The organism is Psychromarinibacter halotolerans (genome assembly GCF_029168315.1).
GTDB classification, from domain to species: domain Bacteria; phylum Pseudomonadota; class Alphaproteobacteria; order Rhodobacterales; family Rhodobacteraceae; genus Psychromarinibacter; species Psychromarinibacter halotolerans.
Genome location: NZ_JARGYD010000003.1, coordinates 430,680 through 446,270, shown reverse-complemented (window position 1 = coordinate 446,270; position 15,591 = coordinate 430,680). Strand labels below are relative to the sequence as shown.

14 protein-coding genes are annotated in these 15,591 nt (G+C 66.4%); 13 read left to right on the top strand and 1 reads right to left on the bottom strand.

What is annotated here, in order from left to right; translation table 11 throughout:
* The first annotated feature begins 118 nt into the window (after positions 1–118).
* From P1K30_RS10710 to P1K30_RS10700, 3 genes are all read left to right on the top strand, one after another.
* Positions 119–475 (top strand): hypothetical protein, encoded by a 357-nt coding sequence (locus P1K30_RS10710; RefSeq protein ID WP_275632718.1) that lies wholly within the window; start codon positions 119–121, stop codon positions 473–475.
* Between the two features lie 83 nt (positions 476–558).
* The gene (locus P1K30_RS10705) at positions 559–1,578 is read left to right on the top strand and encodes a DUF1775 domain-containing protein (RefSeq protein WP_275632717.1); all 1,020 of its coding nucleotides are present in this window, start codon (positions 559–561) and stop codon (positions 1,576–1,578) included.
* A 6-nt stretch (positions 1,579–1,584) separates the two neighbouring features.
* Positions 1,585–2,178, top strand: coding sequence for an SCO family protein (locus tag P1K30_RS10700; protein WP_275632716.1), 594 nt, complete (start codon positions 1,585–1,587; stop codon positions 2,176–2,178).
* A gap of 92 nt (positions 2,179–2,270) precedes the next feature.
* On the opposite strand, the gene fabG is transcribed toward P1K30_RS10700, so the two are convergent.
* Positions 2,271–3,050, bottom strand: a complete 780-nt coding sequence (gene fabG, locus P1K30_RS10695; RefSeq protein ID WP_275632715.1) for a 3-oxoacyl-ACP reductase FabG — start codon at positions 3,048–3,050, stop codon at positions 2,271–2,273.
* Between the two features lie 125 nt (positions 3,051–3,175).
* Here fabG and P1K30_RS10690 point away from each other — a divergent pair, with 125 nt between their 5' ends.
* The 10 genes from P1K30_RS10690 (at position 3,176) to P1K30_RS10645 (ending at position 15,550) form a co-directional block, all read left to right on the top strand.
* Positions 3,176–4,153, top strand: a complete 978-nt coding sequence (locus P1K30_RS10690) for a phosphotransferase enzyme family protein (protein ID WP_275632714.1) — start codon at positions 3,176–3,178, stop codon at positions 4,151–4,153.
* The gene (locus tag P1K30_RS10685) at positions 4,150–5,448 is read left to right on the top strand and encodes an aspartate aminotransferase family protein (RefSeq protein ID WP_275632713.1); all 1,299 of its coding nucleotides are present in this window, start codon (positions 4,150–4,152) and stop codon (positions 5,446–5,448) included. Before P1K30_RS10690 ends, P1K30_RS10685 begins: the two co-directional genes overlap by 4 nt.
* A gap of 111 nt (positions 5,449–5,559) precedes the next feature.
* The gene (locus tag P1K30_RS10680; RefSeq protein ID WP_275632712.1) at positions 5,560–6,456 is read left to right on the top strand and encodes a phosphotransferase; all 897 of its coding nucleotides are present in this window, start codon (positions 5,560–5,562) and stop codon (positions 6,454–6,456) included.
* Positions 6,453–8,867: a GcvT family protein gene (locus P1K30_RS10675; RefSeq protein ID WP_275632711.1), complete on the top strand. Its 2,415-nt coding sequence runs from the start codon at positions 6,453–6,455 to the stop codon at positions 8,865–8,867. Before P1K30_RS10680 ends, P1K30_RS10675 begins: the two co-directional genes overlap by 4 nt.
* A gap of 105 nt (positions 8,868–8,972) precedes the next feature.
* Positions 8,973–9,620 carry a helix-turn-helix domain-containing protein gene (locus P1K30_RS10670; protein ID WP_275632710.1) on the top strand — a complete coding sequence of 216 codons (648 nt, stop codon included), beginning with the start codon at positions 8,973–8,975 and terminating at the stop codon, positions 9,618–9,620.
* Positions 9,621–9,814: 194 nt separating this feature from the next.
* Positions 9,815–10,702, top strand: coding sequence for a class II glutamine amidotransferase (locus P1K30_RS10665; protein WP_275632709.1), 888 nt, complete (start codon positions 9,815–9,817; stop codon positions 10,700–10,702).
* A 17-nt stretch (positions 10,703–10,719) separates the two neighbouring features.
* Positions 10,720–11,418: a GXGXG domain-containing protein gene (locus tag P1K30_RS10660; protein WP_275632708.1), complete on the top strand. Its 699-nt coding sequence runs from the start codon at positions 10,720–10,722 to the stop codon at positions 11,416–11,418.
* A 10-nt stretch (positions 11,419–11,428) separates the two neighbouring features.
* Positions 11,429–12,754 carry an FMN-binding glutamate synthase family protein gene (locus tag P1K30_RS10655; protein WP_275632707.1) on the top strand — a complete coding sequence of 442 codons (1,326 nt, stop codon included), beginning with the start codon at positions 11,429–11,431 and terminating at the stop codon, positions 12,752–12,754.
* A gap of 138 nt (positions 12,755–12,892) precedes the next feature.
* A complete protein-coding gene (gene glnT / locus P1K30_RS10650) occupies positions 12,893–14,209 on the top strand; it encodes a type III glutamate--ammonia ligase (RefSeq protein WP_275632706.1) in 1,317 nt (438 codons plus the stop codon).
* A gap of 93 nt (positions 14,210–14,302) precedes the next feature.
* Positions 14,303–15,550, top strand: a complete 1,248-nt coding sequence (locus tag P1K30_RS10645) for a sarcosine oxidase subunit beta family protein (RefSeq protein WP_275632705.1) — start codon at positions 14,303–14,305, stop codon at positions 15,548–15,550.
* The last annotated feature ends 41 nt before the right edge of the window (positions 15,551–15,591 follow it).

Below are 15,591 nucleotides of genomic sequence, written 5' to 3'. Positions count from 1 at the left end.
TGACTGCCGTGCAGCCTAGCGGCGGCGCGGAGCGATGCACAGATGCCGAGCGGCTTGGGGGGTGCTGTGACAATCTCTCTCTTTCGTTCGACCGTGGGTTCGCGATAGAGATCGCCGCATGACCAGATCCTGGCCTCATATCCTGTTCGGGCTGCTGTTGGCTGTCACGCTTGTCGTGTCGGGCGCGCTGTCAGCACGGCAGATGGGGCCGGACCGCGACACGATGATGGCGGAAGCCTCGCTTGCGGCGCTGGGCGGAAGCCTTGCGGATCTGTGCCAGACCGATGACGGCCCGGCGCATGTCCACGACTGCCCGTTCTGCCACAAGCTGCCAGAGGCGCAGAGCATGGCCTTCACGCCTGCGGCCTCGCGGGTGGTGCATCGCTTCGTTGCCGACCTGTCGCTCGATCTTGTCACCGGCCCGCAGACGCACGGGTTGCACAGAACAGCGCGCGCTCCTCCACGCACGGCCTGAGATCCCCCTCGTTTTGGCCCGCCATCGTGCGGGTGGTGATCAATGGCAGACCGGCGCAGCCGGCTGCGACCCTTGGAGCGACCATGAAACTTCTTTCCCTGACCTTCGTCCCGGCCCTTGCGCTTGCGCTGTCCGGGGCCGCCGCCCTTGCGCATTCGACGCTTGCGCAAAGCGAAGTCACCGCAGGTGCCACGACGAAGCTGACCGTCCGCGTGCCGCACGGCTGTGATGGCGAAGCGACCCACACCGTCGAACTGACGCTGCCCGATGGCGTCTACAACGCCAAGCCGATGCCCAAGGCCGGGTGGGAGCTGTCGACCGAAACCGGCGCGTATGCGACCCCCTATATGAACCACGGCGCCGAAATGACCGAAGGCGTGCGCAAGGTCACGTGGTCTGGCGGCAATCTTGAAGATGGGTGGTACGACGAGTTCACCGTCCGCGCGGCCATCGGCCCCGACGTGACGCCCGGCACGATCCTGTACCTGCCGGTGATGCAGTACTGCGCGAACGGAACATCTGACTGGACCGACATCACCGGCGCCGATGGCGTGCCGAACCCCGCGCCCAACGCGCGGGTCGTCGCGGGTGCGACGGGGCAGGGCCACGGCCATGCACACGGGCAAGACCATGACGCGGTCGCCATGACAAACGACGGGTCGGTGGTCGCCGGAGACCTGACGCTGACGGGCGGCTTCTCGCGTGCGACGCTGCCGAACGCCCCCGTTGGTGGTGGCTTCCTGACCATCGAGAACGCGGGCGCCGCCGACCGCCTTGTCTCTGCCAGTTCCGACGCGGCCGAACGTGTCGAGATCCACGAGATGGCGATGGACGGCGACGTCATGCGGATGCGCAAGCTTTCGGACGGCCTGCCGCTTCCTGCGGGCGAGACGGTTGATCTGAAGCCCGGCGGCTATCACCTGATGTTCATGGGCCTGACCGGCGCGCTTGTCGAAGGTGAGACCCTAGAGGTCACGCTGGAATTCGAGAACGCGGGCGAGGTCGTTGTGCCGCTGCTGATCGGCGCGCCGAACGCCAAAGGGCCGGGCAACGGCACGATGCAGCACGATCACGGCCACATGGCCGACACCGGCAAGGAGTGAAAACGGATGACCAGAAACCGGGTATTCATCGGAATTCTCTGGGCCGCGGCGGCAATCGCGCTGCTTGCGTTTGCCTACTTCAGGTTCGTGGCGCCGCAGATCGAGGCGCGCGTCAGCGACGGGCTGGGCGTGGGAGACTATGAATTGGTCACCACGGACGGTCAGCCCTTCACGCAAGACAGCCTGAAGGGCGGCGCGACGGCGGTGTTCTTCGGCTTTACCCATTGTCCCGAGGTCTGCCCGACCACGCTGGGGGATGTCGCCGGCTGGCAGGACGAGCTTGCCGCCGATGGCGAGGAGTTGCGCGTTTTCTTCGTGACCGTCGACCCCGAGCGGGACACGACCGAGGTGCTGGGCGACTATGTCGGCTGGGTGCCCGGAACGGTCGGCGTGACCGGGACGCCGGAAGAGGTCAAGAAGGCCGAGAAGGCGTTCATGGTCTACTCTGCGAAGGTCCCGCTGGAAGGCGGCGATTACACGATGGACCATTCGGCCAGCGTGCTGTTGTTCGACGAAGATGGCCGGTTCTTCGAGCCGGTCGGCTATGGTGAAGGCTTTGACCGCGCGGTGGCAAAGATCCGGCGGATGATCGGGGCCTGACGGGCCCTTCCTAACTTACCTCCCCCCCCCTCCCTTACCTCCCCCCAGTCGGGGGGAGGGGCTTGGTTGCGCCTGTAGCTTGCGGCGGCGGCCTAGATCTCTTCGATGGCTTCCAGCGACTCTGGCAGGATCTGTCCGCCGTCCACCACGATGGTCTGGCCGGTGATGTACCCGGCCTCTTTCGATGCGAAGAACAGCGCGGCGTTGCCGATGTCCTCGGGGTCGCCCAGCCGTTTCAGCGGGATCGAGGCGGCCATCGTATCAAGGTAGTCCTGCCCAAGATCGGCCAGCCCCTCGGTCGCGATGTTCCCCGGCAGGACCGCGTTGATCGTGACGTTGTAGCGCGACAGCTCCATCGCCGCCGTTTTCAGGAACCCAAGCTGACCGGATTTCGACGCGCCATAGTGCGTCCAACCGGGAAAGCCGGTGAACGGGCCGGTGATCGACGAGGTCAGAACGATCCGCCCGCCGCCCTTCGCCTTGAACGCGGGGATGCAGGCCTTGGTGCACAGGAACGACGACCGAAGGTTGGTGGCCATCACGGCGTCCCATTCCTCGACCTCCATGTCGATCATCTTCGACTGCGGGAACGCACCCGCGTTGGCGCACAGGATATCCACGCCACCGAACGCTTCGGTCGCCGCCGCGACCATGCCCTGTACGGCGTCCCAGTCGGACACGTCGGCGGAATGGGCCAGCGCGGTTCCGCCGTCTGCGGTCAGCTCTGCCGCTGTCGCCTCGGCGGCGGACAGGTCGCGCCCAACGATAAGGACCTTCGCGCCTGCTCTGGCGAAAACCCGTGCAATCCCCCGTCCAATACCCTTCGAGCCGCCGGTGACGATTGCGGTCTGTCCCGTGATCGGTGTCAGCATCCTGTCATCTCTCCCTGTCTTTTGCCCGGATGCTTGCGTCTGACGCACGGGCAGGGAAGAGAGAGGGTGGAACGGTCCCACCCCCGCAGGGACGGGACCGGGGGAACTGCACGGAAGTTGGGCGCATGGGCGGAGTTTACAGCGAAACGGTGCTGAAGGAGTTGGCGGCGGGGGTTCAGGGCCTGCTGCCCGAATGGGGCCTTTCGGGCACCTTGCGGCTGCTGACCATCTCGGAGAACGCGACTTACCTGCTGGACGGGCCGCACGGGCGCACGGTGTTCCGCGTCCATCGCCCCGGCTATCACACCGAGGATGAAATCCGGTCCGAGCTTGCGTGGATCGAGGCATTGCGAGCGCAGGGCATCGTCGAGACACCGGCGATCCTGCCGACCCGCGACGGCGCCCGGGTCCGGGCCTTCGATCACGGGGATGAGTTGCGCCACGTCGTGGCCTTTGCCTTCGCCGAGGGGGTCGAACCGCGCCCCGGCGACGACCTTGTGCCCGGCTTCCGGACGCTGGGCGGCATCAGCGCGCGGCTGCACGGGCATGTGCGTGCGTGGGACAAGCCCGCCGGTTTCGTGCGCAAGACGTGGACGTTCGACACCATTGCCGGGGACCGGCCGCACTGGGGGCCGTGGCAGGCCGCGCTTGGGCTGACGCCGGACGGGCGCGCGGTGCTGGATCGGCTGTCGGCGGCGCTGGACGCGCGGCTGGCCGCGTGGGGTACGGGGCCGGAGCGGTTCGGGTTGATCCATGCCGACTTGCGGCTGGCCAACCTGCTGGTCCGCGAGGGCGGGCTGACGGTGATCGACTTTGACGATTGCGGGTTCGGCTGGTTCGGCTTCGACTTTGCCGCCGCCGTCAGCTTCATGGAAGACGCCCCCGAGATCCCCGCGCTGATGGACGCTTGGGTCGAGGGTTATCGCGCCGTGGCGCCGCTGGGGGACGCGGACGCGGCGATGCTGCCGACCTTCGTCATGCTGCGCCGCCTGCAACTGACCGCGTGGATCGCCAGCCACGCCGAGACGCCCACCGCGCAAGAATTCGGCGACGGGTTCACAGACGGCACGGTGATGCTGGCCGAGCGGTATCTGTCGGCATGAGCGTCACGTCGCGCGACATCCTCGACATGAACGCCTTCCACGGCGATGGCGACGACCCGCTGGTCGCACGGCGCTTGGCGAGCATGGGGGCCGCATCGACGTTGTTCTTCGAACGGCCCATCGAGATGGTCAGCGCGCAGGGGGCCGAGATGACGGCGGCGGATGGCACCGTCTTCCTTGACCTCTATAACAACGTGCCGTCCGTCGGGCATTCGCATCCCCGGGTCGTGGGTGCCGTGCAGGATCAGGTGGCGCGGCTGAACACCAACTCGCGCTATCTCAGCGCGGTGACCGAGGCCTATTCCGAGCGCCTGCTGGCGACGGTGCCGGTGCCTGACGCGCGGATCGCCTACACCTGCTCTGGCAGCGAGGCGAACGACCTTGCGCTTAGGATCGCCCGGCTTTCGACGGGGAAGCGTGGCGTCGTGGTGACCGAGGCCGCGTATCACGGCAATACCGCCGCCGTGACCGAGGTGTCGCCCGTGTCCTACCGGCAGGGCGGGGTGCCCGACCATGTCCGGCTGATCCCGCCGCCCGGACCCGCCTATGGCAACGATATCGCGGGCGGCTTCGCGTCGGCTCTGCGCGCGGCGATCGCCGGGCTGGAAGCCGACGGGCACGGGTTCGCGGCCTTCCTGTGCGACTCGATCTTTTCGTCCGACGGGGTCTTCGCCTTCGACTGGTCGGCGCTGGTCGCGGCGGCGGAAGTCACGCGCACGGCGGGCGGGTTTTATATCGCGGACGAGGTGCAGCCGGGCTTTGGCCGCACCGGGCGCGGGCTGTGGGCCGTGGCGGCGGCGGGGGCGGTGCCGGACATCCTGACGATGGGCAAGCCGATGGGGAACGGATTTCCCATGGCGGCGATGGTAGCCCGCGCCGATCTGCTGGCGCGGTTCGCGGAGGCCTTCGGGTACTTCAACACCTTCGCCGGAAATCCCGTGGCCGCGGCGGCGGGGTCGGCGGTGCTGGATGTGATCGAGGACGAGGGCCTGATCGCCAACGCCGCCGCCGTCGGTGCGCGGCTGAAGGACGGGCTGACGGCGCTGGACAGTCCTGTCATCGGCGCGGTCCGGGGCTGCGGACTGTACCTTGGGGTCGACATCGTCGCGGGCGACGCACCTGACCCGGACGGCGCGACGCGGCTGATCAACGCGCTTCGGGGTCGCCGCATCATGGTCGGCGCCGCCGGTCGTTTCGGCCACACGCTGAAGATCCGCCCGCCCCTGTGCCTGAGCGCGGAACAGGCGGATCGCTTTCTTGGCGTCTTCGCCGAGTTGACCGTCGGGCCTGCCTGATTTCGCGGCACTTGCCCTCCTCGAAATGTGACTGGTTAGAAAACTATTTGCATCCCACGCAAGTCGTCGTGACAGTCGGGTCAACATCCGACCGGCCGTGCAGGGAGGCTCATGACCGACAGCGAACCCGTCCCCGAGGCGCTTGAAGCGCGCATCCGCGCGATCCCCTTCTGGACCGATCCGGGCGCGATCTCGGCGCTGGGCGGCGGCATCACCAACGTGAACGCGGTGGTCGAGGATGGCGGGCGCAAATACGTCGTCCGGCTGGGCGAGGACATCCCAGAGCACCTTGTGATGCGGTGGAACGAACGCCGCATTGCCGAGGCCGCCGCAGCCGCCGGCGTGTCGCCGCCGCTGCGCCATTTCGAGCCCGGCGTGATGGTGTTCGACCATGTCGAGTCCACCGCGCTTGAGGAACAGGACCTGCACGACGCCCAGACGCTGACCGAGGCGGTGGCGCTGGTCGGGCGGGTTCACCGCGAGCTGACGCGGGCGATCACCGGGCCGGTGCTGACCTTCTGGGTGTTCCACGTCATCCGAACCTACGCCGCCTATCTGAAGGCCAAGGGTTCGCGCCACGCATCGAAGCTGGACGCGCTGCTGGCGCAGTCCGACCTGTTGGAAGACGGCGTCGGCCCGGTGCAGCTTGTGTTGGGGCACAACGACCTGCTGCCCGCCAACATCCTGCGCGGGGCGGACCGGCTTTGGCTGGTGGATTGGGAATACGGCGGCTTCAATTCCCCGCTGTTCGACCTTGGCGGGCTGGCCAGTAACGCGGGCCTGCCGGAAGAGGCCGAGATCGGGATGCTGGCGGCTTATTTCGGACACCCGCCCGATGCCGCGTTGCTGCGCAGCTACCGCGCGATGAAATGCGCCTCGCTTCTGCGCGAGACGACGTGGAGCATGGTTTCGGAAATCTCGTCCGACATCGACTTCGACTATGCCGCCTACACGGAGGAAAACATGACCCGATACGAGGCCGCGTTGGCCGACTGGAGTCGCGGATGAGCCTGCCAGACAGTGCCGAGGTTGTCGTTGTCGGCGGTGGGATCATCGGATGCTCGACCGCCTATCACCTTGCCAAGATGGGGGTCGAGGTGGTGCTGCTGGAGCGGGCCAAGCTGACCAGCGGGTCGACCTTCCACGCGGCGGGGCTGGTGGGGCAGTTGCGGTCCTCGGCCAATATCACCCAGCTTCTGGGATATTCGGTCGAGCTGTATGACCGGCTGGAAGAAGAGACCGGGCTTGCCACGGGCTGGAAGCGGAACGGCGGTCTGCGGCTTGCGTGCAATGACGAACGCTGGACCGAAGTAAAGCGGCAGGCCACGACGGCGCATTCCTTCGGGCTGGAGATGGAACTGTTGACCGCGAAAGAGGCGCAGGACCTTTGGCCGCTGATGGACGTGTCGGACGTGGTCGGCGCGGCTTTCCTGCCGACCGACGGTCAGGCGAACCCGTCCGACATCACCGCCGCGCTGGCGAAAGGCGCGCGGATGGCGGGCGCGCTGATCGTCGAGGATTGCGCGGTGCAGTCGGTCGACATCGAGAACGGTGTGGTGACGGGTGTCGTCAGCGACAAGGGCCGCATCGCCTGCCCGAAGGTTGTCGCCTGCTGCGGTCAGTGGACCCGCGCCTTTGCCGCGACCGTCGGGGTGAACGTGCCGCTGGTGTCGATGGAACACCAGTACATGGTGACCGAGCGGATCGAGGGGGTGACGCCGAACCTGCCCACCCTGCGCGACCCCGACCGGCTGACCTACTGGAAGGAAGAGGTCGGCGGGCTGGTGATGGGCGGCTACGAGCCCAATCCGAAGCCGTGGGCCGTGAAGGGCATCCCCGAGGGGTTCCACTTCAGCCTGTTGGATTCCGACTTCGACCATTTCGAGCAGATCATGGAGCTGGCGCTGGGCCGTGTTCCCGCGATGGAGACGGCGGGGATCAAGACCCTGACCAACGGGCCGGAAAGCTTCACGCCCGACGGAAATTTCATCCTCGGCGAGGCGCCGGAACAGCCCGGATTCTTCGTCGGCGCGGGGTTCAACGCTTTCGGCATTGCTTCGGGCGGTGGCGCGGGTATGGCGCTGGCGGAGTGGGTGGCGAAGAAAGAGCCGCCGTTCGATCTGTGGCCGGTGGACATTCGCCGCTTTGGCCGCCCGCATTTCGATACGGACTGGATCCGCACCCGCACGGTCGAGGCCTACGGAAAACACTACACGATGGCGTGGCCGTCCGAAGAACACGACAGCGGCCGCCCCTGCCGCCGTTCGCCGCTGTATGCGACGCTGAAGGCGCGCGGCGCGGTGTTCGGCGAAAAGCTGGGGTGGGAACGGCCCAACTGGTACGGGCCGGACGGCGCGCGGGACGAATACACCTATGGCCGTCCCAACTGGTTCGCGCATGTCGGGGCGGAACACGCAGCCTGCCGGGACGGCGTGGTACTGATCGACCAGTCGTCTTTCGCCAAGTTCGCGCTGAAGGGGCCGGATGCGGTGGCCGCGCTGGGATGGATCGCCGCGAACGACGTCAGCGGTCCGCCGGGCAGCCTGACCTACACGCAAATGCTGAACGATCACGGCGGCATCGAGGCGGATCTGACCTGTGCCCGAATGGCTTTGGACGAATATTACATCGTGACCGGCACCGGCTTTGCCACGCGGGATTTCGACTGGATCGCGAAAGGTATCCCGCAGGGCATGAACGCGCAGCTGGTGGACGTGACCTCGGGCTGGGCGGTGCTGTCGCTGATGGGGCCGAAGGCTCGGGATATCCTGCAGGCGGCCACGCGGGCGGACGTGTCGAACGACGCCTTCCCCTTCGGCACCGCGCAGACCATCGGCATCGCGGGCGCTCCGGTTCGGGCGCTGCGGGTGTCCTATGTCGGTGAGCTGGGGTGGGAACTGCATATCCCGACCGAGTACGCCCAGTCGGTCTACGATGCGCTGCACGCGGCTGGCGATGTGACCGACGCCGGCTATCGAGCGATCGAGACGCTGCGGCTGGAAAAGGGGTACCGCGCGTGGGGGTCGGACATCGGGCCGGACCACACGCCGCTGGAGGCGGGATTGGGCTGGGCGGCGCGCAAGTCCACCGACTATCGCGGCAAGGCGGCGGTCGAGGCGCAGCGGGCCACCGGCGTGACCAAGATGCTGGCGACCTTTACCGCCGACCCAAAGGTCATCCTGCTGGGCCGTGAGACGATCTATCGCGACGGCGTTCGGGTCGGATACCTGTCCTCGGGCGGGTTCGGCCATACCGTCGGCAAGGCGATCGGCATGGGCTATGTCCGCCACGCCGAGGGTGTCACCCGCGACTGGGTTCTGGGCGGAACCTACGAGCTGGAAGTCGCGACCAAGCGGGTGCCGTGCGAGGTCACGCTGTCGCCGTTATACGATCCGCAGAACGTCAGGGTGAAATCCTGAGGGGCAAAGTTTCGCGACAGGAAAATTCGCTGCTTGAGGGGGCGGGGTGAACACCATACAACTCGGTCAGTTTGCCAAGCGAGTGCCAAGGGAGGCCATGGCCAGATGAACAAGCCGACGAAGACATCCGAGACCAAGCTGACGCAAGACCCGCACGCCACGCGGGAAGTCCGCGAGAAAAACCTCGAAGTCGCCATCGGCCGGCAGGTGCGTGACCTGCGCAAGCGGCAGCGGATGACCGGCTCGGATCTTGCCGCGGCCTCCGGCCTTTCGGTGGGCACCCTGTCGAAGATCGAGAACGGCCATATCTCGCCCTCGCTGAACACGCTGCAGGTGCTGGCGAATGCGCTGCGTGTGCCCTTCGTCCAGTTGTTCACCGGTTTCGACGAGGTGCGCGGCGCGATGCACGTCAAGGCGGGGGAGGGTGTCGAGATCGAACGCGCGGGGACCCGGGCGGGGCACCAGTATAACTTGCTGGGCCACATCGGATCGAACAATTCGGGCGTCGTGGTCGAGCCCTACCTGATCACGTTGGACAGCGAAGCCGACCGTTTCCCGGCGTTTCAGCACGAGGGGATCGAGTTCCTGTACATGTTGGAAGGCAAGATCGACTATCGCCACGGCGACCAGTTGTACCTGCTGGAACCGGGCGACGCGCTGTTGTTCGATTCGGACGCGCCGCACGGTCCAGAGGTGCTGTTGGAACTGCCGTCGCGGTATCTTTCGATCATCACCTACCCGCAGGCCGGCTGACGTAGCGTCGGGCAAGCGCCCAAAATCTCTACTTGCAGGCCCTGCTGACCGCCTTTTGCGCCCTATGCAAAGGCGCTTTCCGGCTGTGCTCGAATCTTTCTAACAGAGAAAGAAAGTTTCTTGAAAAGAAATTCCGTGGTGGCTAGAAGAAGATCGAGAGGGCAGGTTGCCCAAGGACTGAACTGGAGACATCCATGTGTGGCATCGTGGGCCTTTTTCTGAAGTCGGAGGCGCTGCGCCCCAAGCTGGGCGAGATGCTGACCGACATGCTGATCACCATGACCGACCGCGGCCCCGACTCGGCCGGTATCGCGATCTATGGTGACCCCGGCGACGGGCTGAAGGTGACCGTCCAGTCCGACACGCCCGCCGAAGACTTCGACGGGCTCGACGTGGCGCTGGGCGAAGTGCTGGGCGGTGCGGTTCCGATGAAAGTGTCCGACACCCACGCCGTGCTGACCATCCCCGCCGACGCCAAGACGCGCGCGGTCGCGTTCCTTGAAGATCGCGGACTGCGCGTGATGGGCGTGGGCGAGGCGATGGAGATCTACAAGGAAGTCGGCCTGCCGAAGGACGTCGCCGCGCGGTTCGACCTGCGCACCATGGGCGGCAGCCACGGCATCGGCCACACCCGCATGGCGACGGAAAGCGCGGTGACGACGTTGGGCGCGCACCCGTTCTCGACCGCGTCCGACGAATGCCTTGTGCACAACGGCTCGCTGTCAAACCACAACCGCCTGCGCCGCCAACTGGCGCGCGAGGGTTTCGTGACCAAGACCGAGAACGACACAGAGGTCGGCGCGGCCTACATCTCGTCGCGGATCGCCGGCGGCGCCAGCCTTGGCGAGGCGCTGGAGGGCACGCTGCAGGATCTCGACGGGTTCTTCACCTTCGTGATGGGCACCAAGAACGGGTTCGGCGTGGTGCGCGACCCGATCGCCTGCAAGCCCGCCGTGATGGCCGAGACCGACGACTATGTCGCCTTCGGCTCCGAGTACCGCGCTTTCGCGGACCTGCCGGGAATTGAAACCGCCCGCGTCTGGGAACCCGAGCCCGCCACCGTCTATTTCTGGGAGCGCTGAACATGGAGGCTGCAGCAATGGCCAAACCCGCAACCGATGCTTTGGTGCTGGACATGTCCGCCACCGAACTGCGCGAGGTGAACGCGACGCTTCAGGGCGCATCCGGCAACGAGACGGCGTTCCAGCTGGTGAACCCGCGCGGCAGCCACGCCGTTGCGGTCGGCCTCGACGCTCCGATCGAGGTCACGGTGAAGGGCTCGACCGGCTACTACTGTGCCGGGATGAACAAGCAGGCAACGGTGCATGTCGAGGGCTCGGTCGGCCCGGGCGTGGCCGAAAACATGATGTCCGGCACGGTGATCGTGGATGGCGACGCCTCGCAATACGCGGGCGCGACGGGGCACGGCGGGCTGCTGGTGGTGAAAGGCAACGCGTCCTCGCGCTGCGGCATCTCGATGAAGGGTATCGACATCGTGGTGCACGGCAATATCGGCCACATGTCCGCCTTCATGGCGCAGAAGGGTAACCTTGTTGTGTTGGGCAATGCTGGCGACGCGCTGGGCGACAGCCTGTACGAGGCCCGGCTGTTCGTGCGCGGCGAGGTGAAAAGCCTTGGCGCCGACTGCATCGAAAAAGAGATGCGCCCCGAACATCTGGAAATCCTTGCCGACCTGCTGGACCGCGCCGGCGCCGACGCGAAGCCGGAAGAGTTCAAGCGTTACGGTTCGGCCCGCAAGCTTTACAACTTCAACATCGACCACGCAGACGAATACTGAGGACGGCACGATGAAAGACATTCCGCAGACCGAACCGCGCCAGTCCTGGACCTTCTCGAACGAGATCAACTCCGAGATCCGGCGCGCCGCGCAGACCGGCATCTACGACATTCGCGGCGGCGGTGCGAAACGGCGGGTGCCGCATTTCGACGACCTGCTGTTCCTTGGTGCGTCGATGTCGCGCTATCCGCTCGAAGGCTACCGCGAGAAATGCGAGACCGGCGTGACGCTGGGCACCCGTTTCGCGAAGAACCCGATCGAGCTGAAGATCCCGATTACCATCGCCGGCATGTCCTTCGGCTCGCTTTCGGGCCCCGCCAAAGAAGCCCTTGGCCGCGGCGCGACGCTGGCCGGCACCTCGACCACCACCGGCGACGGCGGCATGACCGAGGAAGAGCGCGGCCATTCCGAGAAGCTGGTGTACCAGTACCTGCCGTCGCGCTATGGCATGAACCCCGACGACCTGCGCCGCGCCGATGCGATCGAGGTCGTGGTGGGGCAGGGCGCCAAGCCGGGCGGCGGCGGGATGCTGCTGGGCCAGAAGATCACGGAACGCGTCGCCGGAATGCGCGACCTGCCGGTCGGCATCGACCAGCGGTCGGCCTGCCGCCACCCGGACTGGACCGGGCCGGATGATCTGGAAATCAAGATCCTCGAACTGCGCGAGATCACCGGCTGGGAAAAGCCGATCTACATCAAGGTCGGCGGCGCGCGGCCCTATTACGACGTCGCGCTGTCGGTGAAGGCCGGGGCGGACGTGATCGTGCTGGACGGGATGCAGGGCGGCACCGCCGCCACGCAGGACGTGTTCATCGAACATGTCGGCCAGCCCACGCTCGCCTGTATCCGGCCCGCCGTGAAGGCGTTGCAGGATCTCGGGATGCACCGCAAGGTGCAGCTGGTCGTGTCCGGCGGCATCCGCACCGGTGCCGACGTGGCCAAGGCGCTTGCGCTGGGCGCCGACGCGGTGTCCATCGGCACCGCCGCACTGGTGGCGCTGGGCGACAACGACCCCAAGTGGGAAGACGAATACCGCAAGCTTGGCACCACCACCGGCGCCTACGACGACTGGCACGAGGGCCGCGACCCGGCGGGCATCACCACACAGGACCCCGAGCTGATGGCGCGACTTGATCCGGTCGAGGCGGGGCGGCGCTTGCGCAACTACCTCAACGTGATGACGCTGGAATGCCAGACGCTCGCGCGCGCCTGCGGCAAAAGCCACGTCCACAATCTCGAACCCGAGGACCTGTGCGCGCTGACGATGGAAGCCGCCGCGATGGCGCAGGTGCCGCTGGCGGGGACCGACTGGTACCCGGGCAAGGCCGGGTTCTGACCAAGGCCAGATAACACCGGGAACCGGCCCCTTCTTTGGTCCGAAAATATCCCGGGGGTCCGGGGGCAGCGCCCCCGGCCGGCCGGGCCGGGAACCACGGCCCGCCGATACAAAGAAAACGAACAGGGACCGACCACCATGACCGACCTCGCCGCCTTCGCGAAGAAGACCAACGTCAAGTATTTCATGATCTCCTACACCGACCTGTTCGGCGGTCAGCGGGCCAAGCTGGTGCCTGCGGCGGCGATCTCGGACATGCAGGCGGACGGGGCCGGCTTCGCGGGCTTCGCGACGTGGCTCGACATGACCCCGGCCTATCCGGACATGCTGGCGGTGCCGGACCCGGACACCGTGATCCAGCTGCCGTGGAAGCCCGAGGTCGCGTGGGTCGCCGCCAACTGTGTCATGGAAGGCCAAGAGGTCGCGCAGGCGCCGCGCAACGTGTTGCGCCGGCTGGTGGCCGAGGCCGCTGAACAGGGTCTGCGTGTGAAGACCGGGGTCGAGGCCGAGTTCTTCCTGCTGACGCCCGAGGGCGACAAGATCAGCGACCCCTCCGATACCGCGGCGAAGCCCTGCTATGACCAGCAGGCCGTCATGCGGCGCTATGACGTGATCTCCGAGATCTGCGACTACATGCTGGATCTGGGCTGGGGCCCGTACCAGAACGACCACGAGGACGCGAACGGCCAGTTCGAGATGAACTGGGAATTCGATGATGCGCTGGTCACCGCCGACCGGCATTCCTTCTTCAAGTTCATGGTCAAATCGGTGGCTGAAAAGCACGGCCTGCGCGCGACCTTCATGCCGAAACCGATCGAGGGGCTGACCGGCAACGGCTGTCACGCGCATATCTCGGTCTGGTCGACGGACGGCAAGACCAACGCCTTCGCAGGCGACGGGGGCGGGCAGGTCGGCGAGGTCGGTCTGTCGATGGACGGCGGTCATTTCCTTGGCGGGATCATGACCCACGCCACCGCGATGGCCGCGATCACCAATCCGACCGTCAACAGCTATAAGCGGCTGAACGCACCGGTGACCCTGTCGGGCGCCACATGGGCGCCGAACACGGTGACCTGGACCGGCAACAACCGCACCCACATGGTGCGCGTTCCGGGCCCGGGCCGGTTCGAGCTTCGCCTGCCGGACGGCGCGGCCAACCCCTATCTGCTGCAGGCGGCGATCATAGCCGCAGGTCTGTCGGGGCTGAAGACCAACGCCGATCCCGGCAAGCGGCACGACATCGACATGTACGCCGAGGGTCACACGGTGAAGGACGCGGTCAAGCTGCCCCTGAACCTGCTGGACGCGATCCGTGCGTTTGAGGCGGATCAGGGCTTTACCACGGCGATGGGGGCCGAGTTCTCGGCTGCCTATGCCAAGATGAAGCGCAAGGAATGGGACAGCTTCGTGTCGCATTTCTCGGCTTGGGAACGGGAGCACACGCTGGACATCTGAGGCAGGTATCCGCCACGCGGGAACGGTGTCACGAACGTGACTTCACCCGGCAAGGCGGGTCTGCAAGGTCAGACACAGGACGGCGGAGGGATCATGCGATATTCCGGATTGCGGCTGGTCGCCGAGGCATTGCGGGGTCACCGGGGATGGAAGCCCCTGTGGCGCGACCCCGAACCGCAAAAGGACTATGACTTCGTCATCATCGGCGGCGGTCACGGGATGGCCACGGCCTATTATCTTGCCAAGACCTTCGGCAAGGCGCGGATCGCGGTGCTGGACAAGGGGTGGATCGGCGGCGGCAACATCGGGCGCAACACGACGATCATCCGTTCGAACTATCTGCTGCCGGGGAACGAGCCGTTCTACGAATTGTCAATGAAGCTGTGGGAAGGGCTGGAGCAGGAGTTCAACTTCAATGCGATGGTCAGCCAGCGCGGCATCATCAACCTGATCCACACCGACGGCCAGCGCGACACCTACCGCCGCCGGGGCAACGCGATGCTGCTGGCAGGCGCCGATGCGCGGCTGCTGACGGCGGACGAGGTGCGCGAGCGGGCGCCGTTCCTGAACTTCGACAACCCCCGGTTCCCGATCAAGGGCGGCCTGATGCAGGAACGCGCGGGCACGGCGCGGCACGATGCCGTTGTCTGGGGCTATGCCCGGGGTGCGGACATGGCCGGTGTCGACATCATCCAGAGCTGCGAGGTCACGGGCTTCGAGATCGCGGACGGTCGGGTTACCGGGGTCGAGACCACGCGCGGCCGGATCGGCGCGAAGACGGTGGGTGTCGCGGTCGCGGGCAACTCGGGCCGGGTGATGGCGATGGCCGGGATGCGGCTGCCGATCGAAAGTCATGTGCTGCAGGCCTTCGTGTCCGAAGGGCTAAAGCCGACGATCCCCGGGGTCATCACCTTCGGGGCCGGGCATTTCTATATCAGTCAGTCGGACAAGGGCGGGCTGGTCTTCGGCGGCGACATCGACGGCTACAATTCCTATGCGCAGCGCGGCAACCTGCCCACGGTCGAGGACGTGGCAGAGGGCGGCATGGCGCTGATGCCGATGATTGGCCGGGCGCGGATGCTGCGGTCTTGGGGCGGCGTGATGGACATGTCGATGGACGGCTCGCCGATCATCGACGCGACGGGGATCGACGGGCTCTATCTGAACGCGGGCTGGTGCTACGGCGGGTTCAAGGCGACGCCGGCGTCCGGCTATTGCTTTGCGCATCTGCTGGCGACGGGCCGCCCGCACGAGACGGCGGCGGCGCTGCGGCTGGACCGCTTCGCGCGGGGCCACGTGATCGACGAACGCGGCGCCGGCGCGCAGCCGAACCTGCACTGAGGAGGGAAGATGCAGAATTTTCTAGAAAATTCTGAAAGACA

What these genes read in the sequence shown, in the direction of transcription:
- P1K30_RS10710 (WP_275632718.1), top strand. Translation starts at nt 119, where the DNA reads ATGACCAGATCCTGGCCTCATATCCTGTTCGGGCTGCTGTTGGCTGTC.
- P1K30_RS10705 (WP_275632717.1), top strand. Translation starts at nt 559, where the DNA reads ATGAAACTTCTTTCCCTGACCTTCGTCCCGGCCCTTGCGCTTGCGCTG.
- P1K30_RS10700 (WP_275632716.1), top strand. Translation starts at nt 1,585, where the DNA reads ATGACCAGAAACCGGGTATTCATCGGAATTCTCTGGGCCGCGGCGGCA.
- fabG (WP_275632715.1), bottom strand. Translation starts at nt 3,050, where the DNA reads ATGCTGACACCGATCACGGGACAGACCGCAATCGTCACCGGCGGCTCG.
- P1K30_RS10690 (WP_275632714.1), top strand. Translation starts at nt 3,176, where the DNA reads ATGGGCGGAGTTTACAGCGAAACGGTGCTGAAGGAGTTGGCGGCGGGG.
- P1K30_RS10685 (WP_275632713.1), top strand. Translation starts at nt 4,150, where the DNA reads ATGAGCGTCACGTCGCGCGACATCCTCGACATGAACGCCTTCCACGGC.
- P1K30_RS10680 (WP_275632712.1), top strand. Translation starts at nt 5,560, where the DNA reads ATGACCGACAGCGAACCCGTCCCCGAGGCGCTTGAAGCGCGCATCCGC.
- P1K30_RS10675 (WP_275632711.1), top strand. Translation starts at nt 6,453, where the DNA reads ATGAGCCTGCCAGACAGTGCCGAGGTTGTCGTTGTCGGCGGTGGGATC.
- P1K30_RS10670 (WP_275632710.1), top strand. Translation starts at nt 8,973, where the DNA reads ATGAACAAGCCGACGAAGACATCCGAGACCAAGCTGACGCAAGACCCG.
- P1K30_RS10665 (WP_275632709.1), top strand. Translation starts at nt 9,815, where the DNA reads ATGTGTGGCATCGTGGGCCTTTTTCTGAAGTCGGAGGCGCTGCGCCCC.
- P1K30_RS10660 (WP_275632708.1), top strand. Translation starts at nt 10,720, where the DNA reads ATGGCCAAACCCGCAACCGATGCTTTGGTGCTGGACATGTCCGCCACC.
- P1K30_RS10655 (WP_275632707.1), top strand. Translation starts at nt 11,429, where the DNA reads ATGAAAGACATTCCGCAGACCGAACCGCGCCAGTCCTGGACCTTCTCG.
- glnT (WP_275632706.1), top strand. Translation starts at nt 12,893, where the DNA reads ATGACCGACCTCGCCGCCTTCGCGAAGAAGACCAACGTCAAGTATTTC.
- P1K30_RS10645 (WP_275632705.1), top strand. Translation starts at nt 14,303, where the DNA reads ATGCGATATTCCGGATTGCGGCTGGTCGCCGAGGCATTGCGGGGTCAC.